The following is a 21,716-nucleotide window of genomic DNA, read 5'->3' as shown; positions in this document are numbered from 1 at the left end:
GCCATGACCCGCGAGCTCCACATCACCGGCGACGACGACGCCGACCGGCTCCTCTCGGAGGACGACTTCGCGCTGCTCACGGGCATGCTGCTCGACCAGCAGGTGCCGATGGAGACCGCGTTCGCTGGGCCCGCGAAGCTGCGCGACCGGCTCGGGCAGCTCGACGCCGCCGAGGTCGCGCGCATGGATCCGGACGCCTTCCAGGCCGCGTTCGCCGAGAAGCCCGCGGTGCACCGCTTCCCGGGGTCGATGGCGAAGCGGGTGCAGCAGCTGGCCGCGGTGGTCGCGGAGGAGTGGGGTGGCGACGCTGGCGCCATCTGGCGCAGCGGTGATCCCGACGGCGCGGAGGTGCTGCGCCGCCTGCAGGCGCTGCCGGGCTTCGGCGAGCAGAAGGCGCGCATCTTCCTCGCGCTGCTCGGCAAGCGCTCGGGCTTCGACGGCGCCGGGTGGCGGGATGCGTCGGCGCCGTACGGCGAGGAGGGCGCGAAGCGCTCGGTGGCCGACATCGTCGACCAGGAGTCGCTCGCCGAGGTGCGGAAGGCGAAGCAGGCGGCGAAGGCCGCCGCGAAGGCCTCCGCCGGCTGACCGTGTCGAAGCCCCGGCTACCCGACCAGCGGCGGCTGCCGCAGCAGCTCCCGCACGTGCGCGAGCGCGGGCGCGACGGACTCGAGCGCCTCGCGCTCATCGGCCGGCAGGGCGCCGATCGCCCGCACCACATCCGTCGTCCAGGCCTCGGCGATCGCCTCGTGCTCCGCGACGCCATTGGGCGTCGCCCACACCCGCACGACGCGGCGGTCCTCCGCGCTCGTCGCGCGCTCGACGAGGCCGCGGTCGCCCAGCGAGCGCAGCGCGGCGCTCGTGTTCGACTGCTGCAGGCCCAGCGCGCGGGCGAGCTCGCCGACGGTCGAACCCGGCACGTCGACGACCTGCTTCAGCAGCGCGATCTCGGTCGTGGGGATCGGCCCGACGTCGGCGCGCTCGGGCGCGCGGCGGTGGATCGCCCAGGCGATCTCGCGCAGGGTCATCGCCAGCCGCTGCTGCACGGCATCCTCGAGCGCGGGCGCTTGCGGATCTCCGGCCGTCGCTCCCATGGGGTCCAACTCTAGGCTTCCGCCGGCGCGCGGATCAGTACGGCTGGGCGAGGGTGTCGAGCACGAGGTTCGTCGCGGCGATGTTGTCGAAGCCCGGCTTCTGGCCCTTCTCCCACTCCGCGATCGCGAGGCACGTGTCGACGACGAGCTTGCACCGCTCGTAGCGGCGGGCCGTGTACGCGTCGAACGCGGCCTCGAAGTCGTCGTGGCGCTGCAGCTCCTCCGCGAGCACGATCCCGTCCTCGATCGCCTGCGCGGCGCCCTGTCCCAGGTGCGGCGTGACGGTGTGCACGGCGTCGCCGATGAGCACGACCCGGCCGCGGTGCCACGGGGCGGGCGAGATGAGCGACTCCTCCGGGCGGATGACGATGTCGGCGTCCGCCGTGAGGAACTCGTCGCGGAAGCGGCCCGTGAGCCAGCCGAAGCCCTCGAGCTTCTCGACGAGCGCGGGATAGATGGCGTCGCCCTTCGGGCGCTGGTCGCGCTCGCACTCGATGTTGAGGAAGAAGTAGGCGAGGTCCTTGCCGATCGGCACGAAGCCGGCCATGCCGCCGGGGCCCGGCTGCAGCAGGATGCGGTCGATCTCGGGCAGGCGGGGCATGTTCACGCGGAAGGCGCTCTGGCCGATGTAGTGCGGGCGCAGCTCCGCGTCGAGCACGTGCTCGCGCACGAGCGAGCGCACGCCGTCGGCGCCGACCACGAGGTCGAAGCGGCGCTCGCGCCCGTCCGACGCCTGCACGGTGACGCCGTGCTCGTCCTCCTCGAGCGACACGAAGGTCGTGGAGTAGACGACCTCGACGCCGACCTCGATCGCGCGGGCGGTGAGGATCTCGTGCAGCCGCGGGCGGGTGATGCCGTTCATGGCCGGGTAATCGGCGCCCGCGATCTTCGTCGCCTTCATGTCGCGGATCTTGTTGCCGTCGACGTCGTGCATCGAGCCCCACTCGGAGGCGCCGTAGCCGTCCGCCATGCACGCCTCGGCGCAGCCGATCGCGTCGAGCGCCCGCATGGCGTTCGCCGGCTGGATGATGCCGACGCCCCACACCGAGGAGTGCAGGTCGGCCTGCTTCTCGATGACGGTGACGTCGAAGCCGGCGTTGGCCCGGAGGGCGATGGCCGTGGCGAGCCCGCCGATGCCGCCGCCGACGACCAGGATGCTGCGTTCGTTCACGGGAGTCCCTCACCTCGGCCTGCTGGTGCACCGTTGCACCGGAACGACAGGCTGCCGGTCTGCCGATCGGCATATATATCGTCACATAACGGTCGGCGAGGATGGGTTCCGTCGGCTGCATCCTCACGTTGCGGCCGGTGCACACCGGAGCCGCTTCGCGCCCCGGCTCCGCGTTGAGCACGGGCTACGCTGGCCGCGACGGCGGTCCGAGGGAGTCACCGAGGGAGTCATGATGCGTGCGCTGATCCAGGATCGGTACGGACCGGTCGATGCCGTGCGCCTCGGTGAGCGGCCCGTGCCCCGGCCCGGGGAGGGCGAGGTGCTGGTGCAGGTGCGAGCCGCGTCGCTCAACGGCTCGGATCGCGAGAACCTCGCCGGCCGTCCCGCGTACGCGCGCTTGGGCGGGCTGCGGCGCCCCAGGCATCCCGTGCCCGGCTCCGACATCTCGGGCGTCGTCGTGGCGCTGGGGAGCGGCGTGACGGCGCTCGCCGTCGGCGACGAGGTGTTCGGCGAGCTGCGCGGGTATCGCGGCGCCCTGGCGGAGCACGCCGTGGCGGCGGTCGACACGCTCGCGCCGAAGCCGGCCGCGCTCTCGTTCGCGCAGGCCGCGGCGATCCCGCAGGCCGGGTGCATCGCGCTGCGCGCGACGGCGGGGCTGCGGGAGGGGGACCGGCTGCTCGTCAACGGCGCCGGCGGCTCCGGCGGCGCGTTCGTGCTCGCGCTCGCGAGGCGCCTGGGCGCGCACACGATCGGAGCGGACCGTCGAGCCAAGGCGGAGCACATGCTGCGCGTGGGCGCGCTCGAGACCATCGACTGCGACGCCCACGACCGGGCCGACGACCGCGGCAGCTACGACCGGATCGTCGACCTCGTGGGGCACCGCGCGCCGCACCGCGTGCACCGTGCGCTGCGTCCGGAGGGCGCGTATCTCCTGGTGGGCGGGCAGACGAGGGTGCTCCTCGCCACCGTGATCGCCGGCCCGCTCCTCGGGCGGGTCACGGGCAAGCGCGTGCGCGTGCTCGCGGTGCCGCAATCGCGTGCGCTGCTCGAGGAGGTCGCCGGCATCCTCACGGCCGACGACGTGGAGCGGGCGATCGAGCGGACCTACCCGTTCGACGATGCACCGGCGGCGCTCGCGCGCCTGGCCGCGGGGGAGACCCGTGGCAAGCTCGTCGTCGAGATGCCCTGACCGGTCGCTAGTCGTCGAGGATCGCCACGACGTCGCAGTGCACGAGCGCACCGCCGCCGAGCGTGGCGGCCATCGCCTGCCGGGCCGGCCGCGACGACGCATCCGGGAACATCGCGAGCCACTCGCGATTGAGCGCGTCGCGGTCGTCCGCGTCCGCGAGCCAGAACGTGAGCTTGACGATGTCGTCGGTCGAGCCGCCGGCCGCGGCCATGAGCGCGCGGATGTGCGCGAACACGTTCGCCATCTGCGCGTCGAGGCCATCCGCCATCTCGCCGCTGCGGGCGTCGCGTCCCGTCAGCACGCCGGAGTAGAGGTGCGGGCCGATGCGGCTCGCCGCGGGGATCGGGTTGCGATGCGAGAACCCGGGCATGTGGATGCTGACGCGGCGAGCCATGGACCTAGCGTGCCGCAGGCGTCGGCACAGGCTCGGCGATGACGGTGTTCTCGATCGCGCCGAGCTCCTGGATCTCAGCCCGCACGACATCGCCCACCCTGAGGAAGCTCCCGGTCGGTGCGCCGATGCCGGCGGGGGTGCCGGTCGCGAGGATGTCGCCCGGCTTGAGCGTCATGACCTGCGTCAGGTAGGCGATCTGCTCGTAGATGTCGTAGATCATGTCGTTCGTCTGGAAGTCCTGGCGCACCTCGCCGTTCACCGTCAGGCGCATGCGCAGGGCGAGCGGGTCGTCGATCTCGTCGTCGGTCGTGAGCCACGGGCCGATCGGCCCGTGCGTGTCGAACGACTTGCCGAGTGTGAACGTGGGGGAGCGCTTCTGCAGCCAGTCACGCACCGAGACGTCGTTCGCGACGAGGTAGCCGGCGATGACCGATCGCGCGTCCTCGACGGCGACGTGGCGGCACTCGGTGCCGATCACGACGGCCAGCTCGATCTCGTAGTCGAGCGCATCCGACACGAGCGGCTTGTGGATGTCGTCGAACGGGCCGACGATGCACGACACCTGCTTGTTGAACCACAGCTGGCTCGTGGGCGTCGGGATGCCCGCGGCCGCAGCCTCCTCGGCGTGCTCCTTGTAGTTCATCCCGATGCCGAGGAACTTCTGCGGGTCGTCGATCGGCGCTTCGAGCCGCACGTCGGTGAGCGCGTGCGTGGTGCCGACGGCCGACTCGATCGCCTCGCGCAGCGCCGCGAGCCGCGGCAGGATGGCGCGCAGCGAGGTGCCGATCGCGCCGCCCTGCCCGTCGGGCGCGTCGCTGACGTCGGTGAGGGTGTCGCCGTCGACGCGGCCGATGCGGATGGGGCTGCCGGGGATGCTGAATCGTGCGAGTCTCATGGTGGTTCCTGTCTAGCCGTGGTGGGTCGGCTGCTGCCCGATCGGCTGGTGACCGCTCGGCCGCTGCGGGGTCGGCTGCCGCTCGGAGGGCAGCGGATCCCACGCCTGTGCGGCGGTGGGCGTCATCTGGAACGAGACGAAGCGCCAGCCGAGCGCCGCGTCGTCGGCGCGGACGAGCACTTGGGTGGCGACGCCGCCGAGGGTGCGCTCGCCGCCCTCCTTGGTGCGCAGCCGGTTCACGAGGTCGCCGGTGATCACCGCGACGTCGCCGACGACGCGGATCGTGAGCTCGCCGCGCGACGTGCCGAGGTAGGGGCGCCGCGTCGCGACGTGCTCGAGCAGCTGCGCCTTCGAGTGCACGAGCCCGGGCGCGTGGATGTGCACGAGCGACTCGTCGAAGAGGTCGTCGAGCGTGGCGAGGTCGCCCTCGAGCAGCGCCTGCAGCCTGCGCTCCTCGATGGCGCGCAGCGCCGCGACCGTCTCGGCGTCGGCGAGCTCGACCCCGCTCACAGGAGCCCCTCCGACGACCCGCCGTCGACCTGGATGTTCTGGCCCGACATGTAGCCGGCCTGCGCGCTGCAGACGAACGCGCACGTGTCGCCGAACTCCTCGGGCCGGCCGAGGCGCTTGGCCGCGATGGTCGACGCGATGCGGCGCCGCGCCTCGCCGCGGTCCACGCCCTCGCGCTCCATCAGCCGCTGTGCCATGAACTCCTGCCTGGGCGTGTCGATGCGCTCCGGCAGCAGGTTGTTGATGGTGACGTTGTCGGCGACGACCTCCTTCGAGATCGACTTGCTGATCGCCGTGAGCGCGGCTCGCGCCGATGCCGACAGCCCCATCTCGTACGAGGGGCGCTTCACCATCGCCGAGGTGATGTTCACCACGCGCCCGAACCTGCGCTCGCGCATCCCCGGGATGTAGTGGCGCATCAGCTCGACCGCGGGGATCATGTTCGCCTGCATGGCGCCGACGAGCGACGCCTCGTCCCAGTCCTCGAGCTCGCCCGGCGCGGGTCCCGCGTTGTTCGTGACGAGGATGTCGACGTGCGGCAGTGCCGCGGTGATGCGCTCGCGCCCCTCGCGCGTGGTGAGATCAGCCGCGACGACGTCGAAGGCGGCACCCGGGACGGCAGCGCGAGCGAGTTCCGCGGCCTTCGCGAGCTTCTCCTCGTCGCGCCCGTTCAGCGTGACGCGCACGCCCTCGCGGGCGAGCGAGAGGGCGCACGCGAATCCGAGGCCCTGCGACGAGGCGGCGACGAAGGCACGCCTGCCCTGGATTCCCAGTTCCATGTCCGTGTCCGTCGCAGCGCTAGGAGGCGTGCTCGGCGGAGGCTTCCCAGGTGCGGAAGCCCGTCGCCTCGACGGCGTCGATGCCGGGTCGCGGCTGGCCGACGAGGCGGTGGTAGCCGCTGAAGATCTCGTCGGCCTCCGCGAGCGGCAGCACCTGCTCGATGTCGTCGAACGGCTTGCCGTCCGTGCGCTCGGCCACCATGCGGCGGATGACCTCGTAGCCCTCGCCGCGCATCGACATGACGATGCGGTTCACGCCCTCGCGGCGCAGCGCGTCGTACGCCTGGAAGGCCTCGTGCGGGTCGTCGTGCTTCGCGAGCTGCTCGGCGACGACGCGCGCGTCGAGGAACGCCTGGCAGACGCCGTTGCCGCCGCGAGGGAACATCGCGTGCGCGGCGTCACCGAGCAGCGTCACGCGGCCGTCGACCCAGCTGTCGAGCGGCTCGTGGCGGATGAGCGGGAACAGGTAGACCTCGCGGGCGTCGCGGATGAGCTGCTGGATGTCGACGTAGTCGATGTCGACCGTCTCGTACAGGGGCACGATGTCGTCGACCGAGCCGATCTGGTTCCAGTCCTCGATCGTCTCCTCGCCCTCGCGCTCGACGACCCAGTTGATCAGCTGCTTGCCGGTGCCCTCGAAGTCGTCGGCGATCGGGTAGACGATCATCGTCGAGATGCGGGGATCGCCGATGTGCAGGATCGTGTGGCCGTTGCGGATCGGCTCGCGCAGCGTCGTGCCGCGGTACATGGTGATGCCGGAGTAGACGGGCTCGGCCTGCGTCGGGTGCATCTGCCGGCGCACGGGCGACTTGATGCCGTCGGCGGCGATGACCGCGTCGTGGCGCACCTGCTCCCTGCGGCCGTCGCGGTGCTCGATGTCGAGCGTCACGCCGGAGTCGTGCTGCGCGTAGGCGACGACGCGCGCGCCCAGCACGACGGCATCGGCGCCGAGGCGCTCGAGCACCGTGCGGTAGAAGAGCATCTGCAGGTAGCCGCGGTGCACGAATCGCTGCTCGTGCGCGTAGCCCATGTGCACGCCGCACTTCTCCGCGTAGATCTCCTGCCCGTAGTGGTTGTAGAAGATCGAGTCGACCGCGTCCACCGACATGGCGCGGAACTCCTCGAGCAGACCGAGCTCCTCGAGCTCCTTCGTGCCGTAGACCTTGATGTCGACGCCGACGCCGAGCGGCTGCAGCTCGACCACCGACTCGTAGATGGTCGGGCGGATGCCCTGCTGGTGCAGGCGCAGCGCCGTGACGAGGCCTCCGGGGCCGGCGCCGATGATCGCGATGTCATGCATGTTCGTCCTCTCGTGTGGCGCGCGTCGTCGCGCGCCGCTTGCTCGTGGGGCGGCAGCGCTCAGGCGCCGCCGCCGATCGGGTCGATCGCGTCGGCAGTGCCGAACCGGTCGGCGAGGAACTGCCGGGTCGACTGCCACGCGCGCTCGGAGGCGCGCGCGCTGTAGGCGACGCCCGGCGGCATCCCGGGCAGGTCCGATCTCGGGTTGGTGAACGCGTGCTGGACGCCGCCGTAGAGGTCGAGCTCCCAGTGGATGCCTGCGGCGGTCAGGTCCGCCTCGAGCGCGGCGCGCTGCTGCGCGGTCGCCATGGGGTCGTCGGCGCCGGTGCAGACCAGCACGCCGATGCCGCTCGTGGGTGCCGACCAGTCCCGGTCGAGCAGGTCGAGGCCGCCGTGGATGCTCACGGCACCGACCACGTCGCCGCCGGTGCGCACGTGCTCGAGCGCGCCGGCTCCGCCGAAGCAGTAGCCGAGCGAGACGAGCCGCGAGCCGTCGACCTCCGGCTGCTCGGCGGCGGCGCGGTGCGCGGCTGCGACCCGGCCCATCCACTCGCCGCGGTCGCGCACCATGGCGCCGATGTCCGGGCCGCCCGCCGGCGTGTGCCGACCGCCCCAGACGTCGGCCGCGAACACCGCGACTCCGAGCTCCGCGTGACGGCGCGCCTGCGCGACGGTGTCGGCGCCGAGGCCGAACGCGTCGTGCAGCAGCACGACCGTCGGCAGCGACGCGGCGCCCTCCGGGGCGATGAGCATGCCGAGCATCTCGGTGCCGCCGTGCGTGTAGGCGACGTCTCGAGCGATCAGTGGTCGCATCGGGCACCTCCCGCGGGGCAGGAGGTGCCAGGACGGCTCACGCGGAGTGGGCCTGCTTGAACCAGTCCGTCACGAAGTTCAGGAAGATCTTGACCCGCTCCGGGGTGCTGTCGCCCGGGGCGTGCACCGCGTACAGCGAGCGCGACGGGGGCGGCCGCTCCGGCAGCACTTCGACCACCTCGGCCGCGCGCGGCGACGAGGTCACGAGCGTGCGCGGCACGTGGCCGATCCCGCAACCCAGCTCGATCATCTGCTCGATGATCGAGTACGCGTTCGCGGTGACCGCGGGATCCTGCACCCGCAGCCTCGTCGCATCCGCGCCCTGGCCCAGGTGCCACACCGGGTCGCCCGTGTGGGTCAGCAGGTCGTGGTCGCTCAGGTCGACCGGCGCCGCCGGCGAGCCGCGCCGCGCGAGGTACGCCTGCGAGGCCGCGAGCATGAACGGCAGCTCGGTGATGCGCCGCACCTTGACGCGGGAGTCGGCCGGGTGCCGCGCGTGGAACGCGATGTCGAACCCCTGGTCCAGGAAGTCGTGCAGCCGGTCCGAGACCCCGCCCAGCTGCAGCTTCACCCGGATGCCGGGGTGCTCGTGCCGGAAGGCGCCGATCGCGAGCCCCAGCTCCTGCAGGCCGATCCACTTCGGGCTGATGATCGACAGCCGGCCCTCGGCCGAGCGCTTCGTCTGCGACAGGCCGGCGTCCTGCTCCTCGATCTCGGCAAGGATCCGCTCGGCGAACTCCGCGTACTGCGCCCCGTCGCTGGTCAGCGTCACCGAGCGTGCGGTGCGGTTCACGAGCCGCACTCCCAGCTGCTGCTCGAGATCGGCCACGTGCCGCGAGACGAGCGACGGCGAGATGTTGAGCTCCGCTGCCGCTGCGCTGAACGACGGCGCGTGCGCCACCGAGACGAGCGTGCGCATGACGGCGAACCGATCCACGATCACACCCCTTCGAGTCGGTGGCGGCCGGCCGGGCCGAGGCGGCGTCGACGCACCGCTTCGAAGCGTACCCGCGCATGCTGCCCCTCCCTCGTCGAGCGTGACCGGAGCCGAGATGGCGGCCGGATGCCTTGGCAGGCTAACCGCGAGGGGGTCGCCGGGAGCCCTCGATCGGTGCAACCTCACCGTGCACGCACCGCACCGACATCCGCTCATCTCCGGCCCTACTGTGACGAGCATGACGGTCGTCGACATCAACATCCACCACCTGCCGGAGGACCTCTTCTCGAACGAGAAGATCCTGAACGGGTTCCTCAACAGCGCTCCGCGCGGCTTCGGCGAGATCGCCACCGTGAAGACGATGGAGTCCGGCAAGCGGCAGCTCATCCTCGAGAAGCCCAAGGGGTTCCAGAACCTCAACTACGTCGAGGGCGACTACTCCGCCGAGGCGAAGCTCGCGGCGATGGACGAGGCCGGCGTCGACTACGGCATCATGCGCGTGCCGGTGTGGCAGGAGTGGCTCGACCTCGAGACCTGCAGGGCCGTGAACGACAACGCGGCGGAGATCGTCGAGCGGTCCGGCGGCCGGCTCTTCTCGACCGCGTGCGTGCCGCCGTGGGGCGGCAAGGAGAACATCGACGAGCTCAAGCGCACCCTCGACAACGGCGCGGTCGGCGTGCAGCTCGCGTGCCACTACGGGCAGCTCTACCTCGACGACGAGGCGTTCCAGCCCTACCTCGAGGTGCTGAACGAGCTCAACGTGCCGGTCATCGTGCACCACACCCCGCTGCCCGTCGAGTGGAAGTCGGTGGTCGACTACACCAACCTGCGTCGCGAGTACGGCCGCATCGTCGACCAGGCGACCGCGGTGGGCCGCGAGCTCTTCTCGGGCATGTTCGACCGGTTCCCGAACCTCCGCTTCATCCACACGATGCTCGGCGGCAACTGGTTCGCGAACACCGCGCTGCTGACGCCGCATGCCCCCAGCAAGCCGGAGGCGATGCAGCGCCTCGACGCGACCGGCGGCGACAAGATCCAGCAGTACCTGCGCGAGAACATCTTCTTCGACCTCACGCATCCGCACTCGTGGGGCAAGACGCAGATCGAGGCGGCGCTGAAGATCAACGGCGCCGACCACTACATGTTCGGCTCGTCGTTCCCGGTCTTCTACAGCTGGATGAGCCAGGGCGTCGAGTTCATGAACCACGAGGTCGAGATCTCGGATGCTGACCGCGAGGCCGTCATGTCGGGGAACGCGAAGCGCATGTTCAACCTCCCCATCTGACCCGGCGGCGGGCGTCGGCGAGATCGCGGTGTTGCCGACTGCCCATTTCGCTGTACAGTGTGCCAACTGAACTGACGAGGCGAATACCTTTCCCCGCCTCACCATTCATCCGCGGCTCCCGCCGCACCCGCACGGTCGCGCAACGACGCGCAGACAGGAGCAAGGCCCATGGCCGACACCTCGACGACGACGGCTCCCGCCGTGCCGCAGCCCGCGGCGCAGCGCAGGCCAGTGCGCTTCCGCGAGCTCTCATCGCGGCTCTCGGTGATCGGCGTGTGGATCCTCATGGCGGCCCTGTTCGCCGCGCTCATCCCGCAGACGTTCCTCACCGCTGGCTCGTTCCGCACGATCTTCGGCGGCCAGACGGCCCTCGTCTTCCTCGCGGCCGCGCTGCTCGTGACGCTCATCGTCGGCGAGTTCGTCGACATGTCGATCGCCGCGAACTTCGGCCTCGCCGCGATCCTCGTGCCGGTGCTGCACGTCACCCATCACTGGGACGTCTGGCTCGCGGCGCTCGCGGCGATCGTGGTCGCGACCCTCGTCGGGCTCGTCAACGGCCTGCTGGTGGTCAAGGTGGGGGTCAACACCATCGTCGTGACGCTCGGCATGGGCACGTTCCTGCTCGGCATCGCACTCCTCGCGAGCAACCTCCAGCCCGTCAGCGGCCTGCCCGCCTGGTTCGGCCAGCTCGTGCTCGTCAACGTCCTCGGCCTGCCGGTGAGCTTCTACCTCGGACTGCTCCTCATGCTCGGGTTCGCCTACGTGCTCGCGTTCACGCCGCTGGGCCGCAACATGCGGTTCGTCGGCGAGAACCGCGAGGTGAGCCGGCTCGCGGGCGTGCGCGTGACGCGCATCCGCCTGGGGGCGTTCATCACCGCCGGGCTCATCGCAGGGCTGGGCGGGGTCATCACGTCGGCCGCGACCGGCGGCTTCGACCCGAACGTCGCGAACGTGTACCTGCTGCCCATGTTCGCCGCGGCGTTCCTCGGCACCGCGATCCTGCAGCCGGGCCGGTTCAATCCGCTCGGCACGCTCGTCGCGGTCTACTTCCTCGCCACCGGCGTGCTCGGCCTGCAGCTGCTGGGCGCGGCCTCGTGGGTCTCGAGCGTCTTCTACGGCGGTGTCCTCGTCATCGCGGTCACCATCTCCACTGTCCTCAACCGGGCCCGCTGAGCCTCCCCAGGGCTCATCCATCGCGGGTCTTCCTCTCCACGCAACGACGCCAAGGAGTCAACCGATGCACACCACCACCCGAGCGCGCCGAGCGCGTGCCCTCACCGCGGTCGGCGCAGCCGCCGTGCTCGCGCTGAGCGCGTGCTCTGCCGCGGCGCCCGCCGAGACGACCGAGCCGACCGCCGCCGAGACCGGGGCACCGGAGGCTCCCGAGACGGAGGCGCCCGGAGCCGACCTCGACGCCGCGCTCGCCGAGCTGCTCGAGCCGCGCGACGAGTACCCCGTGCCGGATTCGCCCGCCGGTGACGTCGCGTCGCTCGCCGGCTCGACGGTCTACTACGTGCCGCTCACGCAGCAGGCGCCGCAGTTCGCCGTCACCGGCGTGGCCGTCACCGAGGCGTTCGCCGCGGTCGACGTCGAGGTGCAGATCTGCAACGGCAACGCGACGCCGACCGACGTGAGCGCGTGCATCACGCAGGCGACGCAGGCCGGCGCGAGCGCGATCATCACCGACGCGGTGCCCTACGGCATGGCGGCGAACGCGCTCGACGCGGCCCAGGCCGCGGGCATCCCGGTCGTGCAGAACAACAACGCCGCGACGCCCGAGCACCCGGCCTCCGACACGCTGCTGTACTCGCCGGACGGCTCGGCCGAGCAGGTCATCGCGCAGATGCAGTGGGTCGCCTCGGACTCCGACGGCGCCGGCACGGTGCTCATCAACAAGGCGGCCGACGGTGCGTCGGTGCCGGTCACGACCGCGGCGCTCGCCGAGGCCGAGGCCGAGTGCCCCGAGTGCACGGTGGTCGTGAACGAGGTGACGAGCGCGAACTTCGGGCTCATCGCGCCGTCGACGAGCTCAGCGCTGCTGCGCGAGCCGGACGTCGAGTACGTCCTCGCCCAGTACGCGATCCACCTGCAGCCCACGCAGGGCGGTGTCGAGCAGGCCGGCCGCGCTGCCGACACGAAGGGCATCACGGGCGCGTCGCAGCTCGGCGCGCTCCAGCAGCTCGCGTCCGAGAACTTCCTCTACGCCGCGACCGGACAGGCCTCGGTCTTCCAGGGCTGGGTCTCTGCCGACCTCGCGATGCGCGCGGTGCTCGGCTCCGAAGTGCCGGAGTACGAGATCCCGATCCGCCTCTTCACGCGCGAGACGATCGGCGACGTGAACCTCTCGCCCGAGGCCGAGGCGTCGGGCGAGTGGTTCGGCCCGGCGACGTTCCGCGAGGCGTTCCTCGCCAACTGGGGCGCCGAGTGACCATTGCCCACTGGCCGGAGCCGCGGGCGGTCTCGCCCGCGGCTCCGGTCCCGCGCCTCGCCGTCGACTCGCTGTCGATGACGTTCGGCAGCACCCGCGTGCTGCACGATGTGCACCTGCAGGTGCAGCCGGGCGAGATCCACGGCCTCGTCGGGCAGAACGGCTCCGGCAAGTCGACGCTCGCGAAGGTGCTCACGGGCCTGAACCGGCCCGACCCGGGCACGACCGTCGCGATCGACGGCGTCGAGCTGCCGCTGCCCATCCGCCCGCATCAGGCGCGCGACTACGGCATGTCGGTCGTGCACCAGAACCTCGGGCTCATCCCCGGCATGACGGTCATCGAGAACATGCGGATGGGCCGGCTCGAGGGGTCGCGCGTGCTGCGGCGCATCGACTGGGAGAAGGAGCGCGCCGAGGCGACGGCGGCGTTCGAGCGCATCGGACGGCTCGTGCCGCTCGACTCGCGGGTCGGCTCGCTCGGCGAGGAGGATCGCACCGCCGTCGCGATCGCGCGCGTGCTGCAGGATGCGACCCCGGGCTCGGGCCTCATCATCTTCGACGAGTCGACACGGGCGCTCGGCCGCCGCGCGCTCGAGAGCTTCTATCGCGACCTCGACGACATCGTGGCGACCGGCACCTCCGTGCTGCTCATCACCCACCGCCTCGAGGAGGTCGTCGACGGCGCAGACAGCGTGACGGTGCTGCGCGACGGCCGCATCGTCGAGTCGGGTCGCCGGGTGGAGGGCATGACGGAGCAGGAGCTCACCGCGCTCATCCTCGGCCGCGACATCATCGACCTGGGGGAGCGGCTCGTGCACGCGCGCGACCCGCGCACGCCCGTCATGCAAGTCGAGGGCCTCACCGGCCTGCGCATCCACGACCTGACGATCGACGTGCACCAGGGCGAGATCCTCGGCCTCACGGGACTCGGCGGCTCCGCCTACGACGACGTGCCGTACCTGCTGAGCGGCGTCGCGCCGGCGCTGCAGGGCACGATCGAGCTGCCCGACGAGACGATCGAGCTCGCCGGCCTCAGCCCCGCCGACGCGATCGAGCACCGCATCGCGATCGTCCCGGAGGGCCGCGAGCACGCGGGACTCGCCATGGGCATGACGGTGAGCGAGAACACCGCCTTCCCGCACAGCGCCCGCCGCCGCGGCGGGCTGCGGCCGCTGCGCCGCGCTGCCGAGCGCGCGCTCGCCGAGGAGTGGATCGAGCGGCTCGACGTGCGCCCACCGCGCGCCGACGCCGTCGTGGGCACGTTCAGCGGCGGCAACGCGCAGAAGGTGTTCATCGCCAAGTGGCTCGCGACCGACCCGAAGGTGCTGCTGCTGCACGAGCCGACCCAGGCGGTCGACGTCGGTGCGCGGCAGACGATCGTCGAGGCCGTCCGCGAGTCGGCCAAGGAGCGCTTCGTCATCGTCGCGGGCAGCGACGAGAACGAGCTCGCGCTGCTGTGCGACCGGGTGCTCGTGTTCGTCGACGGCCGGCTCGACCAGGAGCTCACCGGCGAGCTCACACCCGACCGGATCGTGCAGGCGATCTACTCGGGGAGCGCGCGGGCGAAGCTCCGCCAGCGGACCGAGACCGGCACGCTCATCATGAACACCCCGGAGCTCGAGGCCGCGCTCGCGGCCGAGCCAGCCCCCAGGACGCCGGAGGACGGATGACCGACCGCGCCGAGGACCGGCTCGACGACTTCTTCTCGACCGCCCGCGTGACGGCGAGCGACGAGGCGATCGAGCTCGGCGACGACTACCGGGCGCACCTCTACCCGCTCGACGACCCGACGCTCGCGCCATGGCGCGGCATGGGCTACCAGCAGTTCGCTGACGCGCGCCGCGACGACCGCTTCCTGCAGCAGCTGCTCGCCGACTGGAACGCGCTGCTCGACGAGCCGTTCCGGGGCGTCACGTCCGACGGGACGGTGCGCGAGGGACTGTACGTCCTGCCCGAGCACGCCGCTGACGACGGCGAGCTCGTCGCGGCGGCCGAGGACGCGTTAGCGGCGCTGTCGGAGGCCGAGCGCGCGACGTTCCGCCTGCCGCTCGACGCCGCCCAGTGGCGCGCGTGGAGCAACCCGGAGTTCGTCTTCCACCGGGTGGGCCTCCGGCTCGAGGACCTCGACGATCCGCAGGTCGATGCGATCATGCGCCTCGTCGAGGCCTCGCTCAGCAGCGGGGGCTTCGCCCGGGTGCGCGAGGCGATGGAGCTCAACGGGCTGCTCGGCGAGATCACCGACCTGCCCTCGATCCTGAACGATCGCTCCTACTGGGTCGCGCTCTACGGCGACCCGGCCGTCGGTGGAGCGTGGGGCTGGCAGCTCTTCGGCCATCACGTCGCCGTCAACTTCGTGACGGTCGCCGGCCGCCACGTGGCCGCGCCCGTCTTCATCGGCGCCGAGCCGGCGCTCGCCCCCGACCAGGGCGTGCAGCTGTTCGCGGCGCGCGAGGAGGTGGCGCTCGGGCTCGCCGGCTCCCTGACCGAGGAGCAGCGCGCATCCGCCGTCGTCTACGAGTCGGTGCTCGACCCCAGGATGCCCGCCGACCGGCTGCATCCGGCCGACGAGCGGCACCTCGCCGGCGCCTTCCGCGACAACCGGCTCATCCCCTACGAGGGCATCTCCGCGTTCGATCTCGACGACGACCAGTGGGCGCTCGTGCGCGAGATCCTCGAGGACTTCCTGCTGCTGCTGCGCGACGACCAGCGCGCGATGACGCTCGCCGACATCGACGAGCATCGCGACGAGACGTGGTTCGCCTGGTACGGCGCGACCGACGGCACGCAGCCGTTCTACATCCGCATCCAGAGCCCGGTGATCGTCGCCGAGCTCGACCATCACGCGGGCGTCTGGCTCAGCAACCGGGTGCCGCAGCGCTTCCACGTGCACACCATCCTGCGGCTGCCGAACGGCAACGACTACGGCCGCGCGTACATCGAGCAGTGGCGCGCGCGGGGCTGAGGCCTGCGGGGAGCGGCCTACGACCAGCCCGGCGTCTCGGCCGGCGCCGGAGCGAGCCAGCGCTGGCGCCTCTCGGGCGGCTCCCACCCCTCGCCCATGTAGATCCGCTCGCGGGAGATGCGATCGCCGGTGAACTCCAGCAGGCCCACACCGAACATCGTCGGGCCGCCGTCGTAGCTCGCTGACAGCTCGACGACCGCCAGGTCTTCGCGCACGGTCACTCGCAGCACTTCGAACGCGACCTCCGCTGGGTAGGCGGCGCGCCACCGAGTGAACGTCTCCCGCCCCTCGAACCGTTCCCCGGACTGCGGGAACTCCAGGACGGCGTCGTCACGGTAGAGCTCGGCCGCGTGGTCGACGTCTCCGCCGGGGGTGTCGAAGTAGAGCCGGAGCTTCGCGAGCATCGCCGCTGGATCGCTCTAGAGGCACCTCCTCGTGCCTGAGAGGCTACGTCCGCGCCGGCGACGCGACAAGGGCAACAGGGGCCGCGACCCGCGCGAGCAGCCGCGCGATGGTCGCGTCCGCCGCGGCGCCGGCCCGCACGAGCACGAGCGCGCGGAGCCCGCGCGGCTGAGGCTCGAGCCGCCGCACCGTCACGTCGAACCGCGCGAGGCTCGACCGGTCCGGGTCGGGCATGATCGAGCGGGCGACGCCCGCCTCGATGAGCGGCACCGCGGTCTGAATCGTCTCCACCGTGCGGATGCCGCTGGGCACGACGCCGTGGAGCGCGAGGGCCGCGTCGACCGCCTCCGGCAGGCTCGGCACGCCGGCCGTCCGTCGGGGGAGCACGAGCTGGGCGCCGGCGAAGGCGCCGAGCGGGAGGGGATCAGGCGCGTCGTGCTCCTCGGGCGGCAGCACTCCGACGAGCGGGATCTCGCCCCAGTCGACGATGTCGAGCTCGCCGCGATGCCGCTCCGCGAACCGCGCGGGATCGGCGACCATGACGGCGGCGACGTCGACCGCGCCCTGCTGCAGCAGGTCGATGGCCGTCCATGGCGGCGGGTCGACGAGCCGCAGCTCGACTTCGGGCGCCTCGCGCGCGTGCTCGCGGACGAGCCCGGGGATGCGGTGCCACATGAGCACCGGCACGGCCGCGATCGTGAGCGTGCCCGTCGTGCCGGCACCGAACCGCCCGAGCTCGCGCACGACGTCGTCGAGGTCGCCAAGGATGCGGGTCGACGCGTCGAGCAGGTAGCGGCCTGCGCTCGTCGGTCGCACGCCGCGCGGCGTGCGCACGAGCAGCTCGACGCCGACGGCGGTCTCGAGCTGGCGGACCGCGACGCTCAGCGTCGGCTGCGACAGCCGCAGCTGCGCCGCGGCGGCCGAGAGCGAACCCGCCTCGACGACGGCGGCGAAGTACCGCAGCAGTCGCAGCTCCATGTGTATGAGCGTATCGGCGCGCATCCGATATAGACAGTCTCTATCGCAGGGCCAGCGGATCGCGGCGTTCCGCTCGCTCGAGAGCACTGCGAGCCTGGACGCATCGAGCGCTCGAGGAGGAGCCCCCATGCTGCCCGTCACGAACTTCGACCCGCCGTTCACCATCACGCGAGCGAGCCACGTCTCGCTCGCCGTCACCGATCTCGAGGCGAGCCGCGACTTCTACCGCGACGTCATCGGGCTCGTCGTGACGGAGGAGTCCGACGACGCCGTCCACCTGCGTGGGCTCGAGGAGGCCGCGCACCACTCGCTCGTGCTCGAGCGCGGCGAGCAGGCGAAGGCGCTGCGAGTCGGTCTGCGCGTGCGCGGCGACGAGGACATCGTCGCCGCCGAGCGCTGGTGCCGCGAGCACGGCGTCGAGCACGAGCGCGTCGAGCGGCCGCACCAGGGCCCGACGCTGCACCTCACCGACGCCGTGGGCACGCGCATGGAGCTGACCTCGTCGATGGAGACGGTGCCGCGCAAGATGCAGGAGTTCCACGAGTTCGTGGCGGGTGCCCCGCAGCGGCTCGATCACTTCCAGGTCGTCACGCACGACGTGCAGTCCGCGACCGACTTCTGGACGAGCCTCGGCATGCGCATGGCCGAGTACACGGCGACCGACGGCACGGATGAGCTGTGGGGCACGTGGATGGAGGTGAAGGGCAACACGCATGACCTCGTGTTCACGAACGGCCGGGGCCCGCGCCTGCACCACTTCGCCTACACGGTGCCGGACGCCACGGCGCTGCTGCACGCGGCCGACGTCGCGGGCAGCCTCGGCTTCGGCGACGAGATCGACCGCGGACCCGGTCGCCACGGGATCTCGAACGCGCTGTTCCTCTATCTGCGCGACCCGGATCAGCACCGCATCGAGCTGTTCACGACCCACTACCAGTTCATCGATCTCGAGGAGGAGCCGATCCGCTGGGACATCAGCAACCCGCGTCGCTCGCAGCTGTGGGGCATGCCCGCTTCGCGCCGCTGGTTCTTCGAGGCGAGCGAGTTCCCCAGCCAGCCGGTGCACGAGCCGCTGCTGCAGGCGACGCCCGCGACGCTGGAGGACGTGCTGAGCCTGCATTGAGCAGGATGCGTGCGCGCAGGGCCCTCGGCGGGTAGCGTTCCGCTCGACGCCAGGAGGACGACGATGACCGAGCTCACCGAGACCAGCGCGGGCGACCGCATCGGATTCGACCGGTACGGTCCGGCGTCGAGCCTGGTGCCCGGCGTCGTCTTCATCGCGGGAGCCGGACCGTCGCGGGCGACGGATGCGACGACCACCGAGACGGCGCGGCTCGTGGGGGAGCGAGGCGTGCGGGCGGTCGTCTACGACCGCTTGGGGCGCGGCGACAGTCAGGCGGAGGGCGACCTCACGCTCGAGCGCGAGCTCGCCGCTGTCGCGGCGGCGATCGATGCGGTCGGCGGCAGCGCGATGCTCGTCGGCCACTCGTCGGGCTGCTCCATCGCGCTCGCAGCCGTCGATGCCGGCCTGCCCGTCACGGCACTCGCGCTGTGGGAGGCGCCGTTCTGGCAGTTCGAGGGCGGCGCCGCCGCGTTCGAGCGCGACTTCCTGCGCCACCTCGACGCCGGCGACCTCGAGGCGGCGCAGGTCGAGTACATGCGCGACATGCCGCCCGAGTTCCTCGAGCAGGCGCGCGCGATGCCGGAGTGGCCGCAGATCGCGGCAGGCAGCCGCACCTACCGGGCCGACGCGCGATCGCTCGCGTGGATGGAGGAGGTCGAGCCTGCTGCCCGCTGCGGCGGCATCACGATGCCGGTGCTCACGATGGTGGGTGCCCAGACCTTCCCGGGCATGACGGAGACGGCCGAGCGGCTCGCGGCGGCGATCCCGGGTGCGACGTTCCGCGTCATGCCCGGCGCTTGGCACGACTGGGAGCCCGCGCCGATGGCCGACGCCCTCGTGACGCTCGCGGCCACCGCCTAGCGTCGCTTCGCCCGCCCGCGCGGCAGCAGCTCGACGGTCGGCAGCCGCGGGCTCGGCAGCGTCGTACCCGAGCCGTCGTCGACGAAGCCGAACCGGGGGCGGGCGTCCTCCGACGCATCCCGCTCCGCCATCCACGCGTCGCGGGCGCGCTCGACCGCGGCGTGGTCGCGCCCGACGAAGTTCCAGAACATGACGAACTGCTCGGGGTGCGGCACGCCGCCCAGCAGGATCGCGATGCCGTCGGCGCGCTCCGCCGAGACGATCGCGGATGCGCGGCCGGGCTCGAGCACGCCGATCTCGCCGACGCCGATGGGCACGTCGTCCAGCGCGATGCCGGGTCCGAGCGCGAGCACGCCGTGCTCGAAGGCCGGCTCGAGCTCCAGCTCCATCTCGGAGCCGCCGGGGATGCGGAGCTCGGCGCCGAGCAGCGGCGAGAAGGTCGGTGCGGCGCTCGCGGCGCCCGCGTATGAGCCGACGAACACGCGCACGACGCCGCCGCCGGGCAGCGCGACGGAGGGAACCGCGTCGATGCCGGCGAACGACGGCTCGATGTCGTGACGGTCGAGCGGCAGGGCCGTCCACAGCTGCACGCCGTGCAGCACGGCGGTGTCGGGCGTCGAGTACTCGCTGTGCGAGATGCCGCGCCCGGCGGTCATGACGTTGACGCCGCCGGGCCGCACGGTGTGCCGCGCGCCGGTCGAGTCGGTGTGCGCCACGGCGCCCTCGACGAGCCACGAGACCGTCTGCAGTCCCGTGTGCGGGTGCGGCGGCACATCCATGCCGGGTCCGCCCTGCATCGGCGTCGGGCCGAACGAGTCGGCGAAGCACCACGCACCGATCATGTGGCGGTGCTTGTTGGGCAGGCTGCGCAGCACCGGCATCGCCCGCGGGCCGCCGAGCGGCACCTCGCGCGGCAGCAGCAGCTCGACGCCGGCCGCGTGCGCCGCGTCGATGCAGGACCGCTCAGCGCCCTCGACCAGCAGCGCCTCGTCATTGCTCATGCCCCCACGGTACGCCGGGCGCGCCGCGACCGGGCCTGTGCACGAGCCGCGCCGGATGCCACGATGGGGCCCGTCATCGGAGCGGGGAGGCTGCCATGGACTGGCGCGTGAAATCGGTCGAGGCATCGATCGCGGATGCTGGTGACGAGGAGCGCAGCCTCAAGCGCAGCCTCGGCACCTGGGATCTCGCGCTCATGGGCGTCGCGGTCGCGGTCGGAGCCGGCATCTTCTCGGTCGGCGCGCAAGCCGCGGCGAACTTCGCGGGTCCGAGCGTCATCCTCTCGTTCGTGCTCGCCGCCATCACGTGCGGCCTCGCCATCATGTGCTACGCCGAGTTCGCGTCGACGGTGCCGGTCGCGGGCAGCGCCTATACGTTCACGTACGCGACGCTCGGCGAGGTGCTCGCGTGGATCATCGCGTGGGACCTGATCCTCGAGATGTTCACGGCCTCGGCGGTGATCGCGAAGTACTGGGGCGTCTACCTCGGCGAGGCGCTGCTGGCGTTCGGGCTGCCGTTCGCGCCGACGATCACCGTCGCGGGGATCGAGGTCAGCTGGCCGGCCTTCCTCATCGTCGCCATCTTCACCGCACTGCTCGTCGCAGGCACGAAGCTCACGGCGCGGGTCGGTGCCGTGTTCACGCTCATCAAGGTCGCGATCGTGCTGTTCGTGATCGTGGTCGGCTTCTTCTTCGTGCGCGTCGCGAACTTCACGCCGTTCATCCCGGAATCGCGTCCCGTCGAGGGCGGCGGGGACGCGTGGACGCAGTCGCTCTTCTCGTGGATGACCGGCGCGCCCCCCGCCCAGTACGGCGTCTTCGGCATGCTGGCGGCGGCCGCGCTCGTGTTCTTCGCGTTCATCGGCTTCGACGTCGTGGCCACGAGCGCCGAGGAGGTGAAGGACCCGCAGCGCACGCTGCCGAAGGGCATCTTCCTCGGGCTCGGCGTCGTCACCGTGCTCTACGTCCTCGTCTCCGTCGTCATGACCGGCATGGTCTCGTACGAGCAGCTCGCGCAGGAGGAGGAGCCGTCGCTCGCGACCGCCTTCCGACTGGTCGGCCAGGACTGGGCGTCGGCGATCATCTCGGTCGGCGCGCTCGCCGGGCTCACGACCGTCATCATGGTGCTGCTGCTGGGGCAGGCGCGCATCGTCTTCGCGCTCAGCCGCGACGGGCTGCTGCCGCGCTGGTTGTCGAAGACGGGCTCGCGCAAGACGCCCGTGCGCATCCAGATCATCGGCGGCGCGGTCGTCGCGCTCGTCGCCGCCTTCTTCGAGGTCGGCCTGCTCGAGGAGATGATCAACATCGGCACCCTGTCGGCGTTCGTGCTCGTCAGCATCGCCGTCGTGGTGCTGCGGCGCACCCGCCCCGACCTGCCGCGCGGCTTCAGCGTGCCGCTGTCGCCGTGGCTGCCGATCCTGTCGGCTGCGCTGTGCCTGTGGCTCATGTTCAACCTGACGACCCTCACCTGGGTGCGGTTCCTGGTCTGGCTCGCGATCGGCATGCTGATCTACCTGCTCTACGGCCGCCGCCACTCGCGTCTGCGTCAGCAGGGCGCGAGCGAGCTGCCCCTCGTCACGCCGCAGGGCGCGTAGGCGATG

22 protein-coding genes are annotated in these 21,716 nt (G+C 71.8%); 10 read left to right on the top strand and 12 right to left on the bottom strand.

Annotation, left to right across the window (positions count from 1 at the left end):
- Nucleotides 1–3 precede the first annotated feature (3 nt).
- Nucleotides 4–585, top strand: coding sequence for an HhH-GPD-type base excision DNA repair protein (locus ACLQ21_RS04915; protein WP_425662056.1), 582 nt, complete (start codon nucleotides 4–6; stop codon nucleotides 583–585).
- A gap of 17 nt (nucleotides 586–602) precedes the next feature.
- On the opposite strand, the gene ACLQ21_RS04910 is transcribed toward ACLQ21_RS04915, so the two are convergent.
- On the bottom strand, nucleotides 603–1,091 hold the full coding sequence (locus ACLQ21_RS04910) for a MarR family winged helix-turn-helix transcriptional regulator (protein WP_425662054.1): 489 nt from the start codon (nucleotides 1,089–1,091) through the stop codon (nucleotides 603–605).
- A gap of 34 nt (nucleotides 1,092–1,125) precedes the next feature.
- Nucleotides 1,126–2,262, bottom strand: a complete 1,137-nt coding sequence (locus tag ACLQ21_RS04905; RefSeq protein WP_425662052.1) for an FAD-dependent oxidoreductase — start codon at nucleotides 2,260–2,262, stop codon at nucleotides 1,126–1,128.
- 229 nt (nucleotides 2,263–2,491) lie between these two features.
- Between ACLQ21_RS04905 and ACLQ21_RS04900 the strand changes: the two genes are divergently transcribed.
- A complete protein-coding gene (locus ACLQ21_RS04900; RefSeq protein WP_425662050.1) occupies nucleotides 2,492–3,451 on the top strand; it encodes an NAD(P)-dependent alcohol dehydrogenase in 960 nt (319 codons plus the stop codon).
- Between the two features lie 7 nt (nucleotides 3,452–3,458).
- On the opposite strand, the gene ACLQ21_RS04895 is transcribed toward ACLQ21_RS04900, so the two are convergent.
- The 7 genes from ACLQ21_RS04895 to ACLQ21_RS04865 are packed head-to-tail and all read right to left on the bottom strand — an operon-like array spanning nucleotide 3,459 to nucleotide 9,078.
- Nucleotides 3,459–3,845 carry a RidA family protein gene (locus ACLQ21_RS04895; protein WP_425662048.1) on the bottom strand — a complete coding sequence of 129 codons (387 nt, stop codon included), beginning with the start codon at nucleotides 3,843–3,845 and terminating at the stop codon, nucleotides 3,459–3,461.
- A gap of 4 nt (nucleotides 3,846–3,849) precedes the next feature.
- Nucleotides 3,850–4,740, bottom strand: a complete 891-nt coding sequence (locus ACLQ21_RS04890) for a fumarylacetoacetate hydrolase family protein (RefSeq protein WP_425662046.1) — start codon at nucleotides 4,738–4,740, stop codon at nucleotides 3,850–3,852.
- Nucleotides 4,741–4,752: 12 nt separating this feature from the next.
- Nucleotides 4,753–5,250 carry a nuclear transport factor 2 family protein gene (locus ACLQ21_RS04885; RefSeq protein ID WP_425662044.1) on the bottom strand — a complete coding sequence of 166 codons (498 nt, stop codon included), beginning with the start codon at nucleotides 5,248–5,250 and terminating at the stop codon, nucleotides 4,753–4,755.
- Nucleotides 5,247–6,029: an SDR family oxidoreductase gene (locus ACLQ21_RS04880; protein ID WP_425662042.1), complete on the bottom strand. Its 783-nt coding sequence runs from the start codon at nucleotides 6,027–6,029 to the stop codon at nucleotides 5,247–5,249. Before ACLQ21_RS04880 ends, ACLQ21_RS04885 begins: the two co-directional genes overlap by 4 nt.
- Before the next feature lie 19 nt (nucleotides 6,030–6,048).
- Nucleotides 6,049–7,329, bottom strand: a complete 1,281-nt coding sequence (locus ACLQ21_RS04875) for an FAD-dependent monooxygenase (RefSeq protein WP_425662040.1) — start codon at nucleotides 7,327–7,329, stop codon at nucleotides 6,049–6,051.
- Nucleotides 7,330–7,388: 59 nt separating this feature from the next.
- A complete protein-coding gene (locus ACLQ21_RS04870; protein WP_425662038.1) occupies nucleotides 7,389–8,141 on the bottom strand; it encodes a dienelactone hydrolase family protein in 753 nt (250 codons plus the stop codon).
- Nucleotides 8,142–8,178: 37 nt separating this feature from the next.
- Nucleotides 8,179–9,078 carry a LysR family transcriptional regulator gene (locus ACLQ21_RS04865; RefSeq protein WP_425662036.1) on the bottom strand — a complete coding sequence of 300 codons (900 nt, stop codon included), beginning with the start codon at nucleotides 9,076–9,078 and terminating at the stop codon, nucleotides 8,179–8,181.
- Nucleotides 9,079–9,316: 238 nt separating this feature from the next.
- Here ACLQ21_RS04865 and ACLQ21_RS04860 point away from each other — a divergent pair, with 238 nt between their 5' ends.
- The 5 genes from ACLQ21_RS04860 (at nucleotide 9,317) to ACLQ21_RS04840 (ending at nucleotide 15,753) form a co-directional block, all read left to right on the top strand.
- Nucleotides 9,317–10,363 (top strand): amidohydrolase family protein, encoded by a 1,047-nt coding sequence (locus ACLQ21_RS04860; RefSeq protein ID WP_425662034.1) that lies wholly within the window; start codon nucleotides 9,317–9,319, stop codon nucleotides 10,361–10,363.
- 168 nt (nucleotides 10,364–10,531) lie between these two features.
- On the top strand, nucleotides 10,532–11,536 hold the full coding sequence (locus tag ACLQ21_RS04855; RefSeq protein ID WP_425662032.1) for an ABC transporter permease: 1,005 nt from the start codon (nucleotides 10,532–10,534) through the stop codon (nucleotides 11,534–11,536).
- 64 nt (nucleotides 11,537–11,600) lie between these two features.
- Complete coding sequence (locus tag ACLQ21_RS04850; protein ID WP_425662030.1) at nucleotides 11,601–12,791, top strand: sugar ABC transporter substrate-binding protein; 1,191 nt, start codon at nucleotides 11,601–11,603, stop codon at nucleotides 12,789–12,791.
- A complete protein-coding gene (locus ACLQ21_RS04845) occupies nucleotides 12,788–14,461 on the top strand; it encodes a sugar ABC transporter ATP-binding protein (protein ID WP_425662028.1) in 1,674 nt (557 codons plus the stop codon). The genes ACLQ21_RS04850 and ACLQ21_RS04845 overlap by 4 nt, the downstream gene beginning before the upstream one ends.
- Nucleotides 14,458–15,753, top strand: coding sequence for a DUF3500 domain-containing protein (locus ACLQ21_RS04840; protein WP_425662026.1), 1,296 nt, complete (start codon nucleotides 14,458–14,460; stop codon nucleotides 15,751–15,753). Before ACLQ21_RS04845 ends, ACLQ21_RS04840 begins: the two co-directional genes overlap by 4 nt.
- Before the next feature lie 17 nt (nucleotides 15,754–15,770).
- Here ACLQ21_RS04840 and ACLQ21_RS04835 read toward each other — a convergent pair whose 3' ends face one another.
- Both ACLQ21_RS04835 and ACLQ21_RS04830 read right to left on the bottom strand, forming a co-directional pair.
- A complete protein-coding gene (locus ACLQ21_RS04835) occupies nucleotides 15,771–16,157 on the bottom strand; it encodes a nuclear transport factor 2 family protein (protein ID WP_425662024.1) in 387 nt (128 codons plus the stop codon).
- Nucleotides 16,158–16,200: 43 nt separating this feature from the next.
- Nucleotides 16,201–17,133, bottom strand: a complete 933-nt coding sequence (locus ACLQ21_RS04830) for a LysR family transcriptional regulator (RefSeq protein WP_425662022.1) — start codon at nucleotides 17,131–17,133, stop codon at nucleotides 16,201–16,203.
- Between the two features lie 127 nt (nucleotides 17,134–17,260).
- On the opposite strand from ACLQ21_RS04830, the gene hpaD reads away from it, so the two are divergent.
- The gene (hpaD, locus tag ACLQ21_RS04825; protein WP_425662020.1) at nucleotides 17,261–18,256 is read left to right on the top strand and encodes a 3,4-dihydroxyphenylacetate 2,3-dioxygenase; all 996 of its coding nucleotides are present in this window, start codon (nucleotides 17,261–17,263) and stop codon (nucleotides 18,254–18,256) included.
- A 63-nt stretch (nucleotides 18,257–18,319) separates the two neighbouring features.
- A complete protein-coding gene (locus tag ACLQ21_RS04820) occupies nucleotides 18,320–19,117 on the top strand; it encodes an alpha/beta fold hydrolase (RefSeq protein ID WP_425662018.1) in 798 nt (265 codons plus the stop codon).
- Here the strand turns inward: ACLQ21_RS04820 and ACLQ21_RS04815 are convergent.
- Complete coding sequence (locus ACLQ21_RS04815; protein ID WP_425662016.1) at nucleotides 19,114–20,118, bottom strand: pirin family protein; 1,005 nt, start codon at nucleotides 20,116–20,118, stop codon at nucleotides 19,114–19,116. The genes ACLQ21_RS04820 and ACLQ21_RS04815 overlap by 4 nt on opposite strands.
- Nucleotides 20,119–20,213: 95 nt before the next feature.
- Between ACLQ21_RS04815 and ACLQ21_RS04810 the strand changes: the two genes are divergently transcribed.
- On the top strand, nucleotides 20,214–21,710 hold the full coding sequence (locus tag ACLQ21_RS04810; protein ID WP_425662014.1) for an APC family permease: 1,497 nt from the start codon (nucleotides 20,214–20,216) through the stop codon (nucleotides 21,708–21,710).
- Nucleotides 21,711–21,716: the final 6 nt, after the last annotated feature.

This window comes from Agrococcus sp. DT81.2 (assembly GCF_049844935.1).
GTDB lineage: Bacteria > Actinomycetota > Actinomycetes > Actinomycetales > Microbacteriaceae > Agrococcus.
The sequence above is the reverse complement of the archived record's forward strand: the minus strand, read 5'-3'. Positions and strand labels throughout refer to the sequence as shown.